The 18114-nt window shown below is 39.2% G+C and carries 18 protein-coding genes; 11 read left to right on the forward strand and 7 right to left on the reverse strand.

All coding sequences use genetic code 11. The annotated features are described in order from the left end of the window. Positions 1-193: 193 nt before the first annotated feature. Complete coding sequence (locus tag M1F26_RS09000; RefSeq protein WP_004253921.1) at positions 194-472, forward strand: hypothetical protein; 279 nt, start codon at positions 194-196, stop codon at positions 470-472. A 176-nt stretch (positions 473-648) separates the two neighbouring features. Here M1F26_RS09000 and M1F26_RS09005 read toward each other — a convergent pair whose 3' ends face one another. Continuing rightward, a complete protein-coding gene (locus M1F26_RS09005) occupies positions 649-870 on the reverse strand; it encodes a DUF2594 family protein (protein ID WP_004253922.1) in 222 nt (73 codons plus the stop codon). 371 nt (positions 871-1241) lie between these two features. Between M1F26_RS09005 and M1F26_RS09010 the strand changes: the two genes are divergently transcribed. The 4 genes from M1F26_RS09010 (at position 1242) to M1F26_RS09025 (ending at position 5810) form a co-directional block, all read left to right on the forward strand. Further along, the gene (locus M1F26_RS09010; protein WP_140172224.1) at positions 1242-2441 is read left to right on the forward strand and encodes a sugar transporter; all 1200 of its coding nucleotides are present in this window, start codon (positions 1242-1244) and stop codon (positions 2439-2441) included. A 126-nt stretch (positions 2442-2567) separates the two neighbouring features. Further along, positions 2568-2900 (forward strand): DMT family transporter, encoded by a 333-nt coding sequence (locus M1F26_RS09015; RefSeq protein ID WP_004254027.1) that lies wholly within the window; start codon positions 2568-2570, stop codon positions 2898-2900. Positions 2901-2946: 46 nt separating this feature from the next. Further along, on the forward strand, positions 2947-3246 hold the full coding sequence (locus M1F26_RS09020) for a DUF333 domain-containing protein (protein ID WP_004254028.1): 300 nt from the start codon (positions 2947-2949) through the stop codon (positions 3244-3246). Between the two features lie 281 nt (positions 3247-3527). Beyond that, positions 3528-5810 carry an FdhF/YdeP family oxidoreductase gene (locus M1F26_RS09025; RefSeq protein WP_140172223.1) on the forward strand — a complete coding sequence of 761 codons (2283 nt, stop codon included), beginning with the start codon at positions 3528-3530 and terminating at the stop codon, positions 5808-5810. A 58-nt stretch (positions 5811-5868) separates the two neighbouring features. Here M1F26_RS09025 and dsbB read toward each other — a convergent pair whose 3' ends face one another. Further along, positions 5869-6384, reverse strand: coding sequence for a disulfide bond formation protein DsbB (dsbB, locus tag M1F26_RS09030; RefSeq protein ID WP_004254030.1), 516 nt, complete (start codon positions 6382-6384; stop codon positions 5869-5871). Between the two features lie 151 nt (positions 6385-6535). Beyond that, a complete protein-coding gene (gene nhaB / locus M1F26_RS09035) occupies positions 6536-8086 on the reverse strand; it encodes a sodium/proton antiporter NhaB (protein WP_140172222.1) in 1551 nt (516 codons plus the stop codon). A 221-nt stretch (positions 8087-8307) separates the two neighbouring features. Between nhaB and fadR the strand changes: the two genes are divergently transcribed. From fadR to M1F26_RS09055, 4 genes are all read left to right on the forward strand, one after another. Continuing rightward, positions 8308-9024, forward strand: a complete 717-nt coding sequence (fadR, locus tag M1F26_RS09040; RefSeq protein ID WP_125893216.1) for a fatty acid metabolism transcriptional regulator FadR — start codon at positions 8308-8310, stop codon at positions 9022-9024. Between the two features lie 461 nt (positions 9025-9485). Continuing rightward, positions 9486-10787 carry a D-amino acid dehydrogenase gene (locus M1F26_RS09045; RefSeq protein WP_140172221.1) on the forward strand — a complete coding sequence of 434 codons (1302 nt, stop codon included), beginning with the start codon at positions 9486-9488 and terminating at the stop codon, positions 10785-10787. A gap of 61 nt (positions 10788-10848) precedes the next feature. Further along, the gene (alr, locus tag M1F26_RS09050) at positions 10849-11928 is read left to right on the forward strand and encodes an alanine racemase (RefSeq protein WP_110591773.1); all 1080 of its coding nucleotides are present in this window, start codon (positions 10849-10851) and stop codon (positions 11926-11928) included. Positions 11929-12061: 133 nt separating this feature from the next. Then, a complete protein-coding gene (locus M1F26_RS09055) occupies positions 12062-12814 on the forward strand; it encodes a MipA/OmpV family protein (RefSeq protein ID WP_140172220.1) in 753 nt (250 codons plus the stop codon). A 112-nt stretch (positions 12815-12926) separates the two neighbouring features. On the opposite strand, the gene M1F26_RS09060 is transcribed toward M1F26_RS09055, so the two are convergent. Both M1F26_RS09060 and gapA read right to left on the reverse strand, forming a co-directional pair. Then, entirely contained in the window at positions 12927-13808 is an 882-nt protein-coding gene (locus M1F26_RS09060) for a D-hexose-6-phosphate mutarotase (protein ID WP_004254046.1), read from the reverse strand. 230 nt (positions 13809-14038) lie between these two features. Beyond that, a complete protein-coding gene (gapA, locus tag M1F26_RS09065) occupies positions 14039-15034 on the reverse strand; it encodes a glyceraldehyde-3-phosphate dehydrogenase (RefSeq protein WP_004254049.1) in 996 nt (331 codons plus the stop codon). 355 nt (positions 15035-15389) lie between these two features. Between gapA and msrB the strand changes: the two genes are divergently transcribed. Beyond that, positions 15390-15803: a peptide-methionine (R)-S-oxide reductase MsrB gene (gene msrB / locus M1F26_RS09070; protein WP_140172219.1), complete on the forward strand. Its 414-nt coding sequence runs from the start codon at positions 15390-15392 to the stop codon at positions 15801-15803. 113 nt (positions 15804-15916) lie between these two features. Then, entirely contained in the window at positions 15917-16222 is a 306-nt protein-coding gene (locus tag M1F26_RS09075; RefSeq protein WP_004254056.1) for a YeaC family protein, read from the forward strand. Between the two features lie 127 nt (positions 16223-16349). Here M1F26_RS09075 and pncA read toward each other — a convergent pair whose 3' ends face one another. Both pncA and ansA read right to left on the reverse strand, forming a co-directional pair. Beyond that, a complete protein-coding gene (gene pncA, locus M1F26_RS09080) occupies positions 16350-16976 on the reverse strand; it encodes a bifunctional nicotinamidase/pyrazinamidase (RefSeq protein WP_140172218.1) in 627 nt (208 codons plus the stop codon). A gap of 22 nt (positions 16977-16998) precedes the next feature. Beyond that, the gene (gene ansA, locus M1F26_RS09085; protein WP_004254063.1) at positions 16999-18018 is read right to left on the reverse strand and encodes an asparaginase; all 1020 of its coding nucleotides are present in this window, start codon (positions 18016-18018) and stop codon (positions 16999-17001) included. Between the last annotated feature and the right edge of the window lie 96 nt (positions 18019-18114).

Consider the following 18114-nt stretch of genomic DNA (forward strand, 5'->3'; position numbering starts at 1 on the left):
ATAATAAGCTTCATTTTAATAGTGAAGCTTATTATTTCATCAATATCTCTCCTCTCATTCATCAGGCTTATCGATGGGCAATATATAAATCATCTATTTTTATAGGTAAAATTACGGTATGGCGTTAAATGCGCTATGCTTAGAAGAGAAGTTGTATACCATGCGTATTTTATAAATTAAACAAGGGGATAGAATGGATATTCTGGAGAAAACGTTATTGTTTGGTAATGATTTTTTGACAACGACAAATCCCGCTAGGTTAGTTCCGTTTAAATTTGAGATCTACCGTTCTGAGCAAGGTTTTTACCATCGGATTTATAAGCAAGTTGGTATGTCTGGCGCTAACTTTGGGCAAACGTTTGAAGTGTGGGCTTTTGAAGAACAGAAAAGTTGGGATAAGCAAACTGACGATACAACAGTTGATGAATATATTCAGCATTGCCAAGATATTTATAAACGGAATAATACATAAGTTGTAGAAAAAAAAGCCCCCTTCATAGGGTTCTGAAGGGGGAGCTAAATGAATAAAGAATGGTTTAATTCATGAACAAAGATAGATGATTTTCATGATTAAAACTTAGTTATTTGTGCAGTTTAAACCACTTTATAGCATGTATATCCTTAAAATAGCATTTATCGCTAAATAATCTATTGGCGATACGCTGTTTTTATCTGTTCTAACGTATTTTTATAGGTTTCTGCCTGTTTTTCGTCTTCCATTTGTGCAACTTCACGTTGCATCTTGACCAAAATCTTACCTGCATCAGCTTGGCCGATAGCTTTTAGCATATGCGTTAATAAGTTTTTTAGGCAAGTAACTTCATCTGCTAAGGTATTAACGTTAGGTTCAGTAGGAAAATGGTTTTTCATTAAAGCGGTCCTTTAAGCATAAAAAATAATAGTGAGATTGTAGCATAGAAAGTAATGCGATGTATTTTCAGATAACTGAATGTAATAAATATTCAGATAAATGACTTAAATTTGAACGAATAATGAAACAGAATAGTCGAGAGAATAAAAATAAGCAGACATGATATTGTTCTTGCCAATTAGGCAAAGAGGAGCCTTTATGAGTAATGAAAAAATGTGATACAATTCACATAAAAAGAGTTATTAGCAACCTAGCTTGCTTAGTGACAACTCAATCCTGTATGAAATACCAATATCCTTTCGCAGCAATTTTTACGCACAATTAAACCGTTGTGTATGTTATTTGTGGGAAAGTAAAGGCTAAGAGAAATATGACGCAAGTTTCTAGAAAAACAGCTTGGATCCGTGTAATAGCATTAGCGGTCGCTGCATTTGTTTTTAACACAACAGAGTTTGTGCCTGTAGCATTACTCAGTGATATTGCAAAAAGCTTTGATATGACGGTCGCACATACTGGATTGATGATAACAATCTACGCGTGGGTTGTGGCTTTGATGTCGTTACCTTTAATGCTATTAACCAGTAAAATAGAGCGTCGCAAATTATTAGCTTTTTTATTCGTTATTTTTGTTATTAGCCACATTATTTCAGGGTTTGCGTGGAGTTTTGATATTCTAATAGTAGGGCGTGTTGGCGTTGCTTTATCCCATGCGGTATTTTGGTCAATTACTGCATCTTTAGCTATTCGGGTTGCTCCTGCAGGTAAAAAAGCCCAAGCTCTTGGATTATTAGCAACGGGGACCGCTTTAGCGACAGTATTAGGGCTTCCCCTTGGTCGAGTGGTTGGGCAGTTTTTAGGCTGGCGGGCGACGTTTTTAGGTATTGGTATCATTGCATTGTTTACTATGGTTGTGTTGATCCGCTTTTTACCTCGCTTACCAAGTGAACATTCTGGTTCGTTAAAAAGTGTTCCTATGCTATTCCAACGGCCTGCACTTGTAGGAATGTTTGCATTAACTGTTTTAGCTGTTACCGCACATTTTACAGCTTATAGCTATATTGAACCTTTTGTCCGAGAGGTTGCATTGCAAAGCCAAAATTTTGCTACTTTACTACTACTAATTTTTGGTGGTGCCGGTATTTTCGGAAGCGTAATATTTAGTCGTTACAGCAGCAAGTTTTCATTATCATTTTTACCTGCAGCAATCGCATTTATGACAATTTGTTTATTATTGCTGATGCCATTAGGTAGAGATGTTTGGTCTTTGGTGATGTTATCAGTGTTCTGGGGAATGGCGATGATGTGCATTGGCTTAGGGATGCAAGTTAAGGTGATTGATTTATCTCCTGATGCTACTGACTTGGCAATGTCAATTTTCTCTGGAATTTTTAATATTGGTATTGGCGCTGGTGCGCTGTTAGGTAACCAAGTTATTGTTCATTTGGGGATGACTCAAATTGGTTATATTGGTGGTGCGATCGGTCTGATAGCCTTTGCTTTATGTGTTTATCTATTCAAGCGCTATAGTGAATCTCTTACCGATAGAATAGACATAGCTACAAATCATTAACTCGTCTTAGCACCATGAAGTAGATATAAAAGCTCTGTGTCATTTTCAGGATAGACAGAGCTTTTTTGTTGTATATAGGAAAATAATAAGTTTCATTATTACTAATTCTAATAATAAGGAAAGGCGATGAAGGGTTTGGGTTTTTTGTTGATGTCTATTATTGCAGAAGTCATTGCGACGACAACATTGAAAGCATCTGATGGTTTTAGTCGTTTTTGGCCGTCTTTGATTGTTATTGTTGGCTATGCTGTCTCTTTTTGGGGGCTTTCGCAGGTAGTAAAAACAATGCCATTGGGTATTGCTTATGCAATTTGGTCAGGTTTAGGGATCGTGTTGGTTTCCGTCGCTGCAATTTATATTTACAACCAAAAACTCGATTTACCTGCAATTATTGGTATGCTATTAATTATTATTGGTGTTTTAGTCATCAATTTATTTTCAAAAAGCGGCGGGCACTAAACAGCTGGTGCAAAATGTTCAGGTAGCATGATAGGAGAAGCAGGGAATGAGGCATAGGGTTAATCATTTTTTTCAGCCAATAATAGCAATGTCACTTATTGGCGTTATATCTGTCATGTTATCTGCGTGTGGTAGTTCAAACGTGGATAAATCTGTGGAACATTCTGCGAGTCAGTATGCTCAACAAGTGGTCAATTTAGGCCCCGGTGCACAAGAAGCTTGTATGTCAGCGGGTGGGTTGCCCGCACTCACATTAGAATTAAATGGGTCACAAACTGCAGTATGCCAATTTGCGAATGGTAAACGTTGTGCTGTTGACATTATACAATCTGGCTCTTGTATATAACTCTTCTTTTTATGAAGTTAATTAATTTTCTTTTAATGGAAAGTTAATTAACTTCATGCATTTATTATAACTGAATGTTAAATTAATATTCATCATTTCTTTTTTTAATTATATTCTAATTACTCATTTATAAATCATCTAATTATGAACATCTATTTAAGTTTTTATTTTAATTATTGATATTTAACGGCGAAGTTACTAATATTAAATAATAAAGAAAAATTTAAATAATTATAAAAGCATATATAAAGATATTTCCATTTATTAAAGAGTAATGCCTAATGAAAAAGAAAATTGAAGAGTATGATGGCCCCGCTGCGGGTTGGGGGGCTGTAAAAGCAGTTGCAGAAGCTTTACGCGGCCAAATGAAAGTAGGGCACGATATCATTGCAATGTTTGAAATGAATAAGGTGGATGGCTTTGATTGCCCTGGCTGTGCGTGGCCTGACCCTGTACATACAGCATCATTTGATATTTGTGAAAATGGTGCAAAAGCAATTGCTTGGGAAGCAACATCTAAAAAAACAACCCCAGAATTTTTTTCTAAATATACTGTAACAGAATTACTCGAATGGGATGACTTTCATTTAGAAGATGAAGGGCGTTTAACTCACCCCATGAAATATAATTCACAAACAGACAAATATGAACCTATCGAATGGGAAGAGGCCTTTCAGCAAATAGGTACGCGTTTACAAAGTTATTCAGACCCAAATACCGTTGAATTTTATACCTCCGGTCGTACTTCAAATGAAGCCGCATTCTTATATCAATTACTGGCTCGTGAATATGGAACAAATAATTTTCCAGACTGTTCAAATATGTGCCATGAGCCAACGAGTGTTGGTCTTGCTAACTCTATTGGTGTCGGTAAGGCGACGGTATTATTAGACGATTTTGATAAAGCGGATTTAGTTATTTGTATAGGTCATAACCCGGGGACTAACCACCCGAGGATGTTGAGCTCATTGCGTGAAGTTTCTAAACGCGGCGCAAAGATCATTGCAATAAACCCTTTAAGAGAGCGTGGTCTTGAGCGTTTTACCTATCCGCAAGACGTGTTAGAAATGCTGACGCTAGAATCTACACCTTTAGCGGGGCACTATTATAAAGTTCGTGTTGGTGGAGACACTGCGTTACTTAAAGGGGTTATGAAGTTATTGATTGAAAAGCACCAAGCTGCAGTAGATGCAGGAAAAGAGCCTATTCTCGATACTGAATTCATATCAACTCATACACAGGGTTATGAAACTTTAAAAAACGACTTACTGACAACAAGCTGGAAGGATATTTTAAGGGTTTCTGGTTTGCCACGCGAGTCTATCGAAGAGATTGCAGACCTTTATATTGAAGCAAAAAGTACCATTATTTGTTATGGCATGGGGATCACTCAGCACGAACATGGTACGCAGAATGTTCAGCAATTAGTCAATTTGCTGCTACTTAAGGGTAATATTGGTCGGGAAGGTGCGGGTATCTGCCCATTGCGTGGCCACTCAAATGTGCAAGGTGATAGAACCGTTGGCATTACAGAAAAACCGTCAAAAAGCTTTTTAGACAAAATTGAACAACGATTTGGTTTTAAACCACCAAGCGAATTCGGTCATGCTGCAGTCGCGAGCATGCAAGCCATTTCTGAAGGAAAAGCGAATGCTTTAATTTGCATGGGAGGAAATTTAGCGGTTGCAATGCCTGATAAAGACGCTTGTTTTGCTGGTATGAAAAAGCTTGATTTAGCGGTTCATACTGCGACTAAACTAAATCGCTCCCATTTATTAACAGCTAAGCAAACATTCTTATTACCCGTATTGGGTCGCAGTGAAATAGACAGACAAAGCAGTGGTGTGCAATGTGTTACTGTAGAAGACTCAATGTCGATGGTTCACGCATCAAAAGGTTTACTTAAACCATGTAGCCCTTACCTTAAATCTGAGTGTGCGATAATCGCAGGAATAGCTAAAGCGGCAATACCTCAGAGTAAAGTCGAATGGGATGATTTTATCGGTAACTATGACTTGATCCGTGACGCAATGGAGGCGGTATTACCTGGCTTTGATGATTACAATGCACGTATTAAAATACCGGGAGGATTTCACCTGACAAACGCTGCTTCTGAGCGTCGTTGGTTAACTCAATCAGGTAAAGCTAATTTTGTACCGACAGAAGGCGTTATTGAAGACCCGAATTCAGCAGTAAACAGTGAATTGATTTTGGCAACATTACGCAGCCATGACCAGTATAATACTACAATTTATGGGCTAAATGACCGATACCGTGGTGTGTTTGGGCAACGAGATGTTGTTTTCATCAGTGGTGCAGAAGCCCAAAAACAGAAGTTACAGGCGGGAGATAAAGTGAATCTCATCGCATTAGACCGTGAACAAAAACCGACAAAACGCCGTTTAGATAACCTCACTGTGGTGATCTATGATATGGCAGACCGAAGTGTTGCCACTTATTTCCCTGAAGCCAATAATTTAATTTCATTAGATAATTTCGACCCGCAATGTGGTATTCCTGCGTATAAAAATATCCCTGTGAAATTAGAGAGAGTCATTCAATAGATAGATGTTATTGTTTAGGAACCCCAAATGTTGAATTTAACATTTGGGGTTTTAAAGATTATTTTTTGGCTGGAAAGAATTGGCTGATGATAACAATGATTGCAACTAAGAGATAAGCCGCGAAGATACCAATTAACCATTGTGGCATATCAAGGCCTAAGAATGCCCATTGCCTAACGGCACAGTCACCTGTTGCTTCAAACACTGCAGGGACCCACTCTTGTAATGGTAACCAATCAGGGAAATTAACGAAAAAATCGCAAGAAGCAAATGGAGAAGGATAAAGTTGTAGCATGGTATGTTCCCATGCAAGGTCTAAGCCACGCCAAGCAGAGTAAACCCAAATAAGAATTGCTACCCAGCGTATTACCATATTCCGTGGTGCTATTGCCCCAATTAAGCCAGCAACCATAATGCCAAGTAATGCAACACGTTCATAGACACACATAACACAGGGTTGTAGCTTCATCACATGTTGAAAATATAAGGCCGCACACTCGAGCATAAAGGCAATAAAGGCCATGAGTAGCCAAGCGCCTCTCCCTTGCGAGCAGTAGTTAAAAAATCTGAACATACTTAGTATCCTAATTGAGTAATGCGCACATTTTGCCTCTATCAGCTCGATAAAAAAAGCAATTAAAGTGAAATGATGCAATTTCAGATAAGGCTTTACCTAACATTACAATTAGCCATATTGGTATATGGCTAATTGTTTTAAAGTATAGTTACTGGGCGAATGTAATCAAACCGATACTTTCCATCCAATGAGTGATTGGTACTAGCCAGAGCTCTACCCCTAATAACCCGACAATAGTCATTACGATGGTATATGGAAGAGCCATCCAAACCATACGACCGTAGGATAAACGGATTAGTGGAGATAACGCTGAGGTTAATAAGAATAAGAAAGCAGCTTGCCCATTAGGTGTTGCAACAGAAGGCAGGTTAGTACCTGCATTAATTGCTACGGCTAAGAATTGGTATTGTTCCATTGATACCAAACCTTCATTCGCTGCTTTTAAGGCTTCAGTAATGTAAACAGTCCCTACGAATACGTTATCTGATACGGCAGAGAGTAGGCCATTAAATAGATAGAATAATGATAATTGTGACGACTCAGAGGATTGCAGTACAAACTGAATAAATGGGGTGAATAGTTGTTGGTCAATGATTACGGCTACAATACTAAAGAAGACTGTTAATAATGCGGTAAAGGGTAACGCTTCCTCGAAGGCTTTCCCCAACGCATGTTCTTCTGTGATACCACAAAATGCGGTCGTTAGCACGATAACAGAAAGACCAATAAGGCCAACTTCCGCTAAATGGAAAGCAAGAGCAACGATTAGCCACACGCCAATTAAGCCCTGAACGACTAACTGTGCAAGATCTCTTTTGGTACGTTTAGCCGTCAGTTTTTTATCGTGTTCAGTCAAAATTTGACGTACAGAGTCAGGAAGCTCAGCACCGTAACCAAATAGCTTGAACTTTTCAACAACAAAACAGACAACCAAGCCACAAATAAAAACAGGTATGGTCACAGGAGCCATACGAATATAAAAAGTAATGAAGTCCCAATTAACATGCTTTGCAATGATAAGGTTTTGTGGTTCACCAACCATGGTCATGACACCACCAAGCGCGGTACCAATACCGGCATGCATCATTAAGCTACGTAAAAATGCCCTAAATTGCTCAAGGGTTTGCTTTTGTTCCGCACTATTAATGAAACCATCATTTTGTAGGTCAGTGTTGCTGGGCTGGTTAGAGGCATATTGGTGATAGATAGAATAAAAGCCAATTGAGACGCTAATGACGACGGCAATAACGGTTAATGCGTCTAAAAATGCGGATAAAAATGCACTTGCCATACAAAAAGCAAGGGAAAGAATGCGTTTAGAGCGCACGTTTATCAACAGTTTGGTGAAAACAAATAACAGTAATTGCTTCATGAAGTAGATACCAGCTACCATAAAAATCAGTAACAGGATGACTTCAAGGTTATTGCTAATTTCATGTGAAATTTGGGCAGGGGTGGTCATACCAATAATAACGGCTTCTATGGCTAAAAGACCACCTGGCTGCAATGGGTAACATTTAAGGGCCATTGCTAATGTGAATATGAATTCAACAACTAATAGCCAGCCTGCAACGAAGGGGCTGATGAAGTAAAAGATAATAGGGTTAATTATTAAAAATACAATAATTGCTAATTTGTACCAATCAGGTGAATTTCCCAGGAAATTTTTCAAAAAAGCAGTTTTTAAACTAAAATCCATTATGATTCGTTATCCTCTTTTATGCGGATGTCGTGTATTGTGCTATACATACTACTCTTATCTTTTGCGGATTTTAAGCTTATTTGCTAATTGAGAGCTTATGAATTATATGGAAATTCTATGATTTGCCTCACTCTTTATTTTTAGTCTAACTATATCAGACGATGACAATCTGGTATGATTTGCCCAATATCCGTCTAAATGTTTGGAATAATAAAAATATGGTTATTAAAGCTCAAAGTCCGGCTGGTTTCGCGGAAGAGTATATTATTGAGAGCATATGGAACAACCGCTTTCCACCAGGTTCAATTTTACCCGCAGAGCGTGAGCTTTCGGAATTAATTGGTGTGACACGAACAACCTTACGTGAAGTGTTACAACGTTTGGCTCGTGACGGCTGGCTAACCATTCAGCATGGTAAACCAACTAAAGTGAATAACTATTGGGAAACGTCTGGCCTAAATATATTGGAGACATTGGCTAGGTTAGATCACGATAGAGTGCCACAGTTAATTGATAATTTATTGGCAGTACGTACTAATATCGCTGCCATTTTTATCCGTACGGCCTTTCGAAATAACCCTGAGAAATCAATAGAGGTGTTAGCTGGGCGGGAAAAAGTGGAAGATAATTCAGATGCATTCAGTGATTTGGATTATAACATTTTCCGTGGGCTTGCATTTGCATCCGGCAACCCAATTTATGGCTTGATTATTAACGGTTTAAGAGGTTTGTATACCCGTGTAGGCCGCTATTATTTTTCGAACCCTGAAGCAAGACGCTTAGCGTTAAACTTCTATCAGCAATTAAGCCATCTTTGTCGTGAGCAAGCCTATGACCGTATTATGGATTGTGTGCGTAATTACGGAAAAGAAAGTGGGATAATCTGGCATAGTATGCAAAGCAATATGCCTTCAGATTTAGCTCAAAGCCGCTAGTTAACAGACAATTAAATACTCAAGACCAGCATGCTGTATTGTATCGGTATGCTGGTTTTTTATCGTTAATGATTGACAGTTTTTAGTCACATAGCCACCGAATACGAAAATGAAGCGGAAAAACCAATTTTTATTGGTTTTTTGAAATTTAATACTGACAAAACCCCTCGAATTGGTTTAATAAAATAAACATATTTTATTGGGCGCATCACTTGAATCGATAGAAAACTCTGAATTAACAAAATAGATAAATTGCCATTATTTTATCCAATTGAATTATAATAATTTAAATTCATGCTGAAATTTTAGTCTAGTATTTAATATCGCCATGTAAAGTAAATGTGATGAAATTTAAATTTTTTAACTTTATTGTTAAAAGTGTTAATCCACCACATTGGCAAATAATTTCTAGAATATTATCCTAAAATAAATGATGCATATTTTTATTTTGCGGGGAAGCTATGAAAATTCTAGTGTTAGGTGCGGGAGTGATCGGTGTAACAACAGCATGGTATTTAGCACAAGAAGGGCACGAAGTGCTGGTGGTGGATAGACAACATGATGTAGCAGAGGAAACAAGCGCAGCAAATGCAGGGCAAGTATCCCCTGGCTATGCAACCCCATGGGGGGCTCCTGGTATCCCCCTTAAAGCCGTGAAATGGATGTTTGAAAAACATGCGCCCTTGGCAATACGTCCAGATGGTACGTTATTTCAACTGCGTTGGATGTGGCAGATGCTAAAAAACTGCGATATCCAACATTATGCGATGAATAAAAGCCGTATGGTGCGCATTGCAGAATACAGCCGTGATTGTATTCGCCAATTAAGAGCGGATACAGGTATCGAATATGAAGCTCGCCAAGGTGGTACTTTACAGCTTTTTCGTACTACTGAGCAGTTTGATAATGCAGCGAATGATATTGCGGTCTTACGGCAAGAAGGTGTTCCATACGAATTATTGACGTCTAATGAATTAGTTAAAGCGGAACCTGCGTTAGAGTTTGTCAAGCACAAGCTTACAGGGGGGTTGCGATTACCCAATGATGAAACAGGGGATTGCCAGCAGTTCACCAAAAAGCTGGCTAAAATGGCGCAAAATGCGGGAGTCCAATTCAAATTTGGTAGCCGGATTGAACGGATTTTAACCGAAGGTAACAAAGTTAGCGGCGTTAAAATAGATGGTGAAATTTTGCAAGCGGACCGATATGTAGTAGCGATGGGCTCTTATTCCACCTCAATGCTACAACGTCTGGTTCAAATTCCGGTTTACCCACTCAAAGGCTATTCATTGACGATGCCAATTATTGATGAACAGCGTGCCCCAATGTCTACTATCTTGGATGAAACATACAAAATTGCAGTAACGCGGTTTGATCAGCGCATTCGAGTTGGTGGAATGGCTGAAGTTGTTGGTTTTAATTTGAATATCCTGAAAAAACGCTGCGAAACATTGAAAATGGTGGTACAAGATTTGTATCAAGGCGGTGGTGATATTGCACAAGCACAATTTTGGACGGGCCTGCGTCCAATGACACCGGATGGTACCCCAATAGTTGGGCCGACAGCATACGGTAATTTATATTTAAATACAGGGCATGGGACGCTGGGCTGGACAATGGCTTGTGGTGCAGGAAAACTGCTAGCAGATTTAATCTCAGGGAACACACCAGAGATAGCGTCTGATGATTTATCGGTATTTAGGTACCTTGATGGCTTTAATACCAAACTGGTTACTCATGGTGATTTAACTCCAGCACGTTAAGCGTTTGATGTTTTGGCATCATTGTAATTTTAGAATTAATTAAATGTACTAAGGAATTAAAATGCCGCGCCCTATAAGTGCTGTTATTCATCTACAAAATTTACAACATAATTTGGCTATTGTACGGCAACATGTTGGAAAATCGAAAATTTGGTCAGTCATGAAAGCAGACGGTTATGGTCACGGTATCAAGCAGATTTGGCCGGCATTAAAAGAAACGGATGGTTTTGGGGTATTGGATTTTGATGAAGCCATTTTATTGCGAAAAGAAGGGTGGAAAGGGCCAATTCTATTGTTAGAAGGTTTCTTCCAGCCACAAGACTTACAATTGATTGACCAGTATAATTTAACAACCAGCGTTCATAGTGAGTGGCAATTGTTTGCTATTGAAAATGCACAATTATCATCACCTATTTCAGTCTATATAAAACTAAATAGCGGCATGAATCGATTAGGTTTTTCACCGAGCGAATACGAAAGTGTGGTACAACGGTTATCTAAAATGCCGAATGTACGCAGTTTAACGTTAATGAGTCACTTTGCTAATTCAGATACCAAAACGGGCGTTACTGAACCTTTTCAACAGATCCAGCAATTTGAACACTTATCTTTAGAAACCTGTATCGCAAATTCAGGGGCAACACTGTGGCATAAACACACACAATATGATTGGATTCGTACAGGTATTTTGTTGTATGGCGCTTCTCCAAGTGGAAAATCTACTGATATATCTGGGTTGAACTTGAAGGCGGCGATGACCTTACAGTCAGAAGTGATCGCTATCCATGAAATTCCAGCAGGTCAATCAATTGGTTATGGTAGCCGGTTTACATCGACTAAACCTATGCGTATTGCGACAGTAGCGTGTGGTTATGCAGATGGCTACCCTAGACATGCTGCCAATGGAACGCCTGTATGGTGCAAAGAAAAGCGTTGTGCGCTACTGGGGGCTGTTTCAATGGATATGCTGACAATTGATATCAGTGACTGTGGCGATGTTAAGCTTGGTGAGCGAGTGGAGTTATGGGGGCAAAACTTACCGGTTGATGAGGTTGCACAAGCTGCGGGGACAATTGGTTATGAGCTACTTTGTGCGCTAGCAAAAAGAGTTCCTGTTTCTTATGAAAATAAAGTAGAATAAATATTAATCAATAACGCTAAAAACAGTTAAAATTTAGCTTTAAATGTGATTTCGATTAAGCATATTGGGATTATAGCTATATTGTTATAACATATAGCTGTGATCTATTTCTCATTATTTTTAGGTTGAATATATGTCAAAAGCAATTAAATTAACGACACTTGCGGTGGCTTTGAGTGTGTTATCTGGGGCCGTCTTTGCAGGAACTTGGTCAGTTGGTGGTTCAGTATTAGCTCAGTCAACACCTTATAAAGGGATTAAGAGCCGTGACTATGTCACGCCAGTGCCTATTGTTAATTATGATAGTGAGAATTTCTATTTTCATACATTAGCAGCTGGTTATTATTTATGGAATGATACACAAGACCAGTTATCATTGGATGCTTATTATTACCCACAATTTTTTAAACCTAAAGACAATGATGATAAAGCAATGCGTGAATTAGACCGTCGCCGTGATACGGTGATGACTGGTCTGACTTATCGTCATAAAGCTGATTGGGGTACACTAAGAACGAATATTTCTGGTGATATCTTAGGTATCAGTAATGGTATTCGTGGTGAGTTTGCCTACCTGTATGGTTTTGAAGGTGATAAATGGTCAATCACTCCAGGCCTTGGTATTAAATGGGATAGTAAGAACCAAAACCGTTATGAATATGGCGTGTCTTCAAAAGAATCACGTAATAGCGGTTTAAAACGTTATAACCCAGGTTCAAGTTGGACACCATACATTGAAGTGACAGGAAATTACCGCTTTGATGAAAATTGGACTGTATTCGCAATGGGCCGTGTTGACCGCCTACCAAGTGAAGTGAAAGATAGCCCAATGGTAAATAAAGATGTTTCCGCCATTATGTGGACAGGTGTCACTTACACATTCTAAGTTTGTGATAGAAAATTAAATTAATTAGCCCCTGATATTCTTACAATTATCAGGGGCTAATTTTATCTATCTAGTTATCTACCTAGAAAATTTATATTCTTAGAATGAATAATTAATCTTGCGGCTTATTATCGCGACTGACCATCACTAAAGAAAGACGAGCAGGGTGTTGTGCTTCACTTTTCATCGGGACGTTGATCCTTGCAGTTTCTACACAAACCATTTGTTTGTACCCATTATTTGGCATGTCATCCATGCTACATGATAATTCTGCCCAAGGGTTCCAACAGACAACATCACTATTATGGTAATGGTGAATTTCTATTGTACGTGCCCAGCCATCATCACGTAATAAGCTGTATTCTTCCGGTTCTGAATAAATACGATCGGTGTGCTTATTAAATTTGAGTGGTTCATTCACATAAGCTTCTTTATCTGCGACTTTATCGAAGTAGTGGCCGCCTAACCCATAGACGGTGGCTTTTTGAATATCACTGATATTGAAATAACTATGCAGCGCGGCAGTAGTTTCGAAATCCCCATAACTTTCTAGTTCAAGTTCACATGTTTCCCCAAGTTTCATACGTAAGATCAGGGTGAACTCATGGGGCCATAATTTACGGGTATAGTCGGTATCCGTTAACGTGAAGGTTAAAATAACACCATCTTCATGTTCATTATGTGCGGTGAATTGCCAAGGTAAAATTCGTGCAAAACCATGACTAGGACTGGCAACAGGACCGAACCAAGGCCAACAAATAGGAATACCACCGCGAATAGCAACGCCTTCTTTAAAGGCACTTTCTGAACTTAGCCATAAGCAAGGTTTTTGCCCCGCGGGTTGCCAATCAATAAGTTGAGCGCCTTGTAAACTGACAGCACCACGTACTTTGGGATGTGAAATAACAATAAGTGGGAGCTCATCGAGTTGGCGTTGAGTAATGTAAGCAGAGACTTGTTTAATGACTGGTAGTGCAAAAAGTTTGTCGTGCATGGTATTAGGCCTGTGTTCATTCACTTAAATTATTTAGAAGTTCCTGTGTGGCATACTTAAAGCCGCAGTGAATCGTATTCGTTCTAAAATAAGTCATGTTTATAGCGTATCCAATAGATGATCAACCATAAGCGATATTGCAGAAAATATGAAGTGTTAATTTGTTATTGGATACGATACAAAAGAGCCGCCAAATTGGCGGCTCAGTTAGACAGATTACATTACAGCTCTTATTTAGAGATGTGAGCGATCAGGTCTAAAACTTTGTTAGAGTAACCCGTTTCGTTGTCATACCAAGAAACTAATTTAACAAAGTTGTCGTTCAGTGCGATACCTGCTTTAGCATCAAATACTGAAGTCAGTTTTTCACCGTTGAAGTCAGTTGATACAACGTCATCTTCAGTGTAACCCAGAACGCCTTTCAGTTCGCCTGCAGCTGCTTCTTTGATAGCATCACAGATTTGAGCATAAGTTGCTGGTTTTTCTAAACGAACAGTTAAATCAACAACTGATACGTTAGGAGTAGGTACACGGAAAGACATACCAGTCAGTTTACCGTTCAGCTCAGGGATAACTTTACCTACAGCTTTAGCAGCACCGGTTGATGAAGGGATGATGTTTTGAGCAGCACCACGACCACCACGCCAGTCTTTGTGTGAAGGACCATCAACAGTTTTTTGTGTTGCAGTTGTTGCGTGAACTGTTGTCATCAGACCTTCAACGATACCGAACTTGTCATTGATAACTTTAGCCAGTGGAGCTAAGCAGTTAGTTGTACAAGATGCGTTAGAAACGATTTCTTGACCTGCGTAAGCTTTGTGGTTAACGCCCATAACGAACATAGGAGTATCATCTTTAGAAGGGCCAGTCAGAACAACTTTCTTAGCGCCAGCTTGGATGTGTTTACGTGCAGTTTCATCAGTTAAGAAGATACCTGTTGCTTCAGCAACGACGTCAACACCGACTTCGTTCCATTTCAGGTTTGCAGGATCTTTTTCTGCTGTTACACGGATTTTTTTGCCGTTTACAACTAGGTGACCATCTTTAACTTCAACAGTACCGTTGAAACGACCATGAGTTGAGTCGTATTTCAGCATGTATGCCATGTATTCTGCATCGAGCAGGTCGTTGATAGCAACGATTTCGATGTCAGAACGCTCTTGTGCAGCACGGAAAACGATACGGCCAATACGACCAAAACCATTAATACCTACTTTGATAGTCATAGTATTTCCACCAGCTATTTATTCGTGAATTAAGTTGTAGTTAAAGTTACCAAAACCTTGCCAGCCGTCAAGCGGAATCGTGTCAATTATTGAAAAAAATCAATTCTGATACTACCAACTGCTTATTTGTCAGCCACTTCAGCGGCAAATACAGCCGCACGTATTATCGGGATTGTACGGCATAATGAAACCATCTATCAGTGATATATGTGATACGGTTCACAAATCAAAACGGAAAGTAAGACGCTTCTTAGTTTAGAATAGTTTTACAGAAAATGTTGTTAATTTTTTGTTGATTGAAATTGATGTATGATAACCATCAACCACTTTAGTTATTTAAATATTTAGGTATGACATGTCAAGTAAAGATAAACAACCTATTGATATTTCAGAATTAAATGAGATGCAGCGTTACGTTACACAGCAAGCAGGTACCGAGCCGCCATTTAGTGGCCAATTATTGCATAACCGTAAAGACGGTGTGTACGAGTGCTTATGCTGTGGTTCACCTTTATTTATGTCTGAGACCAAATTTGATGCAGGTTGTGGGTGGCCAAGTTTTTACCAACCCGTCAATGAAGAGGCAATCAAATACATTGAGGATTTCTCTCATGGGATGCACCGTATTGAAGTTCGCTGTCAACACTGTAATGCGCATTTAGGGCATGTGTTTCCAGATGGTCCTCAGCCTACTGGTCAACGTTACTGCATTAATTCAGCATCATTAAGCTTTATTGATGACGATAGCGGTGAAAAGACGCGTGGATAAAGAGCTGAAGTATGCTGAAGCCATTTTTTTAGAATGACAAAAACGATTCAGCTATTGGCTGAAATCAAGAACAATAAATAATGAGTGAATTGCGTATTTGAAGGAGCCTTATCGTGAGCGTTGAAGTCAGTCCTGAGCAACTTGAACAATTATTAGCAGTGATGACCCCTGAAATTTATGAACGCCTTGTGACCGCTGTTGAGCTCGGTAAATGGCCAGATGGTGTGATGTTAACGCCAGAACAAAAAGAACATAGCTTACAAATGGTATTATTGTGGCAGTCACGGCATAACCATGACCCTGAGCATATGACGGTAGGGACTAATGGTGAAATTACGATGAAGAGCAAGCAAGAGCTAAAAACGTTGTTTCAAGGTGAGATGTTAGCAACATTAAAACCGCAAAATAATGATGAATAACGGTTGCTCTAGAGAATAGCTTGTTGATTCAATATGATGCTGCATAGTGACAGTGTCACTAAAACAAGTTTTCTCAATTACTAGATTTTCAATTATTACATGAGAAAACTTGTCCATAAAACATGTCCTAATGCAGGTCGGTTAATGTAATTAACCTTGCACCTTGATTTTGCATTTCGACTAAAGATTCTTGGCTGTCATTGGCCCCGAGATTGACGCCTCTACACCCATCGACTAAAACATCTACGGTATAACCTAATTTTAACGCATCTAACACGGTAAATTTGACACAGTAATCCGTCGCAATTCCCATAATAATTAAATGCGAAATATGGTGTTCTTGTAGCCACGCATGTAGGCGCGTTTGACTAATTTTATCATTATCAAAAAAGGCACTATAGCTATCAACCTGGGGGCTTTCCCCTTTGGTAAAAATTGCACTAATAAGCGATTGGTTTAAATTTTTGTGTAATTCAGCGCCATGTTCACCTTGTACGCAATGAATAGGCCACCAAACTTGTGTAATACCATTTAGCTCACCGACTTCTCCAATTTGAGTATTTGAATTGGCCGCGAAACTAAGGTGTGTCGCAGGGTGCCAATCTTGGCTTGCAATGATGTCTATCTGTTTTTGTTGGCAAATATCCATCGCTTTATTAGCAACATCAATAACATGTTCGCTTTCATTTACTGCTAATGTGCCACCCGTGCAGAAATCGTTTTGTAAATCGACTAACAGTAATGCTGCTTTCATTATGTCCTCAGTATGTTATCTGTTATTCATCAGCATAGCTCAACTCGCCGCGTAAATTATTCTGCATTAACTCACGGATTAACGCAGGGGTATAATTTTGACTCAGTAAGTAGTGCAATTTACTTAAGGCGGCTTCAAAAGTCATGTCATATCCACTTATCACACCCGCTTCTGCAAGTGCGTGTCCTGTGGCGTAGCCTTCCATATTAACACGGCCAGAAATACATTGTGTCAGGTTCACCACAATAATCCCTCGGTTCGTTGCTTCACGGAGTATGCGCAGTAATTCAGGCTGCTGAGGGGCATTACCGACACCGTAAGAGCGCAATATCAGCGCTTTAACGGGTTGTTGGAGAATGTTGCGTACAATTTCAATTGATAGCCCTGGATAAAGAGTCACAACGCCGATAGGTTGAGGTGTAATTCGGTGACTTTTAAATTCACCTATACCAATAGGCGCAGGGCACGTATTAAATGAGCGAATATGAATGCCAGCTTCCATTAATGGAGAACAGTTAGGTGAACTGAAAGCATCAAAGCCATCTGCATGGGCCTTAACAGTGCGGTTACCGCGATATAATTTATTATTGAAAAATAATCCCACTTCATTAATGGGGTAGTTTGCTGCTAAATATAATGCATTTAGTAGATTAGTTTGCCCATCAGAACGTAATGCTTCTAAAGGGATTTGTGACCCTGTCACTATTACGGGTTTTTTCAAGTTTTCAAACATGAAAGATAACGCTGAGGCGGTGAAAGCCATCGTGTCAGTGCCATGTAATATGACAAACCCATCATAAAGTGGATAGTTCTCACGTATATCATCAGCGATAAGTTGCCAGTCTTCAGGGGTGATATCAGATGAATCAATTAAAGGCTGATGTTCACGGATCGTAAACTCAGGCATTTCAGGGCGGTGAAACTCGGGCATCTGAGCTAACTGAGCTTGCAAATGACCGGAAACAGGAATATATCCCTGTGGTGAATGGCGCATGCCAATTGTTCCACCAGTGTAAACAACATAAATTGATTTCTTCTGCATCTTATTACCTAATTTATCCAACTTATCGAAGGAGAGTGATTATCAGGATTTTGACGTATTTGTTAGCGTATTACTATCGTTAACTTGCGAATAGTT

Origin of the sequence: Providencia sp. PROV048 (genome assembly GCF_033688165.1) — a bacterium.
GTDB classification, from domain to species: Bacteria; Pseudomonadota; Gammaproteobacteria; order Enterobacterales; family Enterobacteriaceae; genus Providencia; species Providencia hangzhouensis.

What these genes read in the sequence shown, in the direction of transcription:
- M1F26_RS09000 (WP_004253921.1), top strand. Translation starts at nt 194, where the DNA reads ATGGATATTCTGGAGAAAACGTTATTGTTTGGTAATGATTTTTTGACA.
- M1F26_RS09005 (WP_004253922.1), bottom strand. Translation starts at nt 870, where the DNA reads ATGAAAAACCATTTTCCTACTGAACCTAACGTTAATACCTTAGCAGAT.
- M1F26_RS09010 (WP_140172224.1), top strand. Translation starts at nt 1,242, where the DNA reads ATGACGCAAGTTTCTAGAAAAACAGCTTGGATCCGTGTAATAGCATTA.
- M1F26_RS09015 (WP_004254027.1), top strand. Translation starts at nt 2,568, where the DNA reads ATGAAGGGTTTGGGTTTTTTGTTGATGTCTATTATTGCAGAAGTCATT.
- M1F26_RS09020 (WP_004254028.1), top strand. Translation starts at nt 2,947, where the DNA reads ATGAGGCATAGGGTTAATCATTTTTTTCAGCCAATAATAGCAATGTCA.
- M1F26_RS09025 (WP_140172223.1), top strand. Translation starts at nt 3,528, where the DNA reads ATGAAAAAGAAAATTGAAGAGTATGATGGCCCCGCTGCGGGTTGGGGG.
- dsbB (WP_004254030.1), bottom strand. Translation starts at nt 6,384, where the DNA reads ATGTTCAGATTTTTTAACTACTGCTCGCAAGGGAGAGGCGCTTGGCTA.
- nhaB (WP_140172222.1), bottom strand. Translation starts at nt 8,086, where the DNA reads ATGGATTTTAGTTTAAAAACTGCTTTTTTGAAAAATTTCCTGGGAAAT.
- fadR (WP_125893216.1), top strand. Translation starts at nt 8,308, where the DNA reads ATGGTTATTAAAGCTCAAAGTCCGGCTGGTTTCGCGGAAGAGTATATT.
- M1F26_RS09045 (WP_140172221.1), top strand. Translation starts at nt 9,486, where the DNA reads ATGAAAATTCTAGTGTTAGGTGCGGGAGTGATCGGTGTAACAACAGCA.
- alr (WP_110591773.1), top strand. Translation starts at nt 10,849, where the DNA reads ATGCCGCGCCCTATAAGTGCTGTTATTCATCTACAAAATTTACAACAT.
- M1F26_RS09055 (WP_140172220.1), top strand. Translation starts at nt 12,062, where the DNA reads ATGTCAAAAGCAATTAAATTAACGACACTTGCGGTGGCTTTGAGTGTG.
- M1F26_RS09060 (WP_004254046.1), bottom strand. Translation starts at nt 13,808, where the DNA reads ATGCACGACAAACTTTTTGCACTACCAGTCATTAAACAAGTCTCTGCT.
- gapA (WP_004254049.1), bottom strand. Translation starts at nt 15,034, where the DNA reads ATGACTATCAAAGTAGGTATTAATGGTTTTGGTCGTATTGGCCGTATC.
- msrB (WP_140172219.1), top strand. Translation starts at nt 15,390, where the DNA reads ATGTCAAGTAAAGATAAACAACCTATTGATATTTCAGAATTAAATGAG.
- pncA (WP_140172218.1), bottom strand. Translation starts at nt 16,976, where the DNA reads ATGAAAGCAGCATTACTGTTAGTCGATTTACAAAACGATTTCTGCACG.
- ansA (WP_004254063.1), bottom strand. Translation starts at nt 18,018, where the DNA reads ATGCAGAAGAAATCAATTTATGTTGTTTACACTGGTGGAACAATTGGC.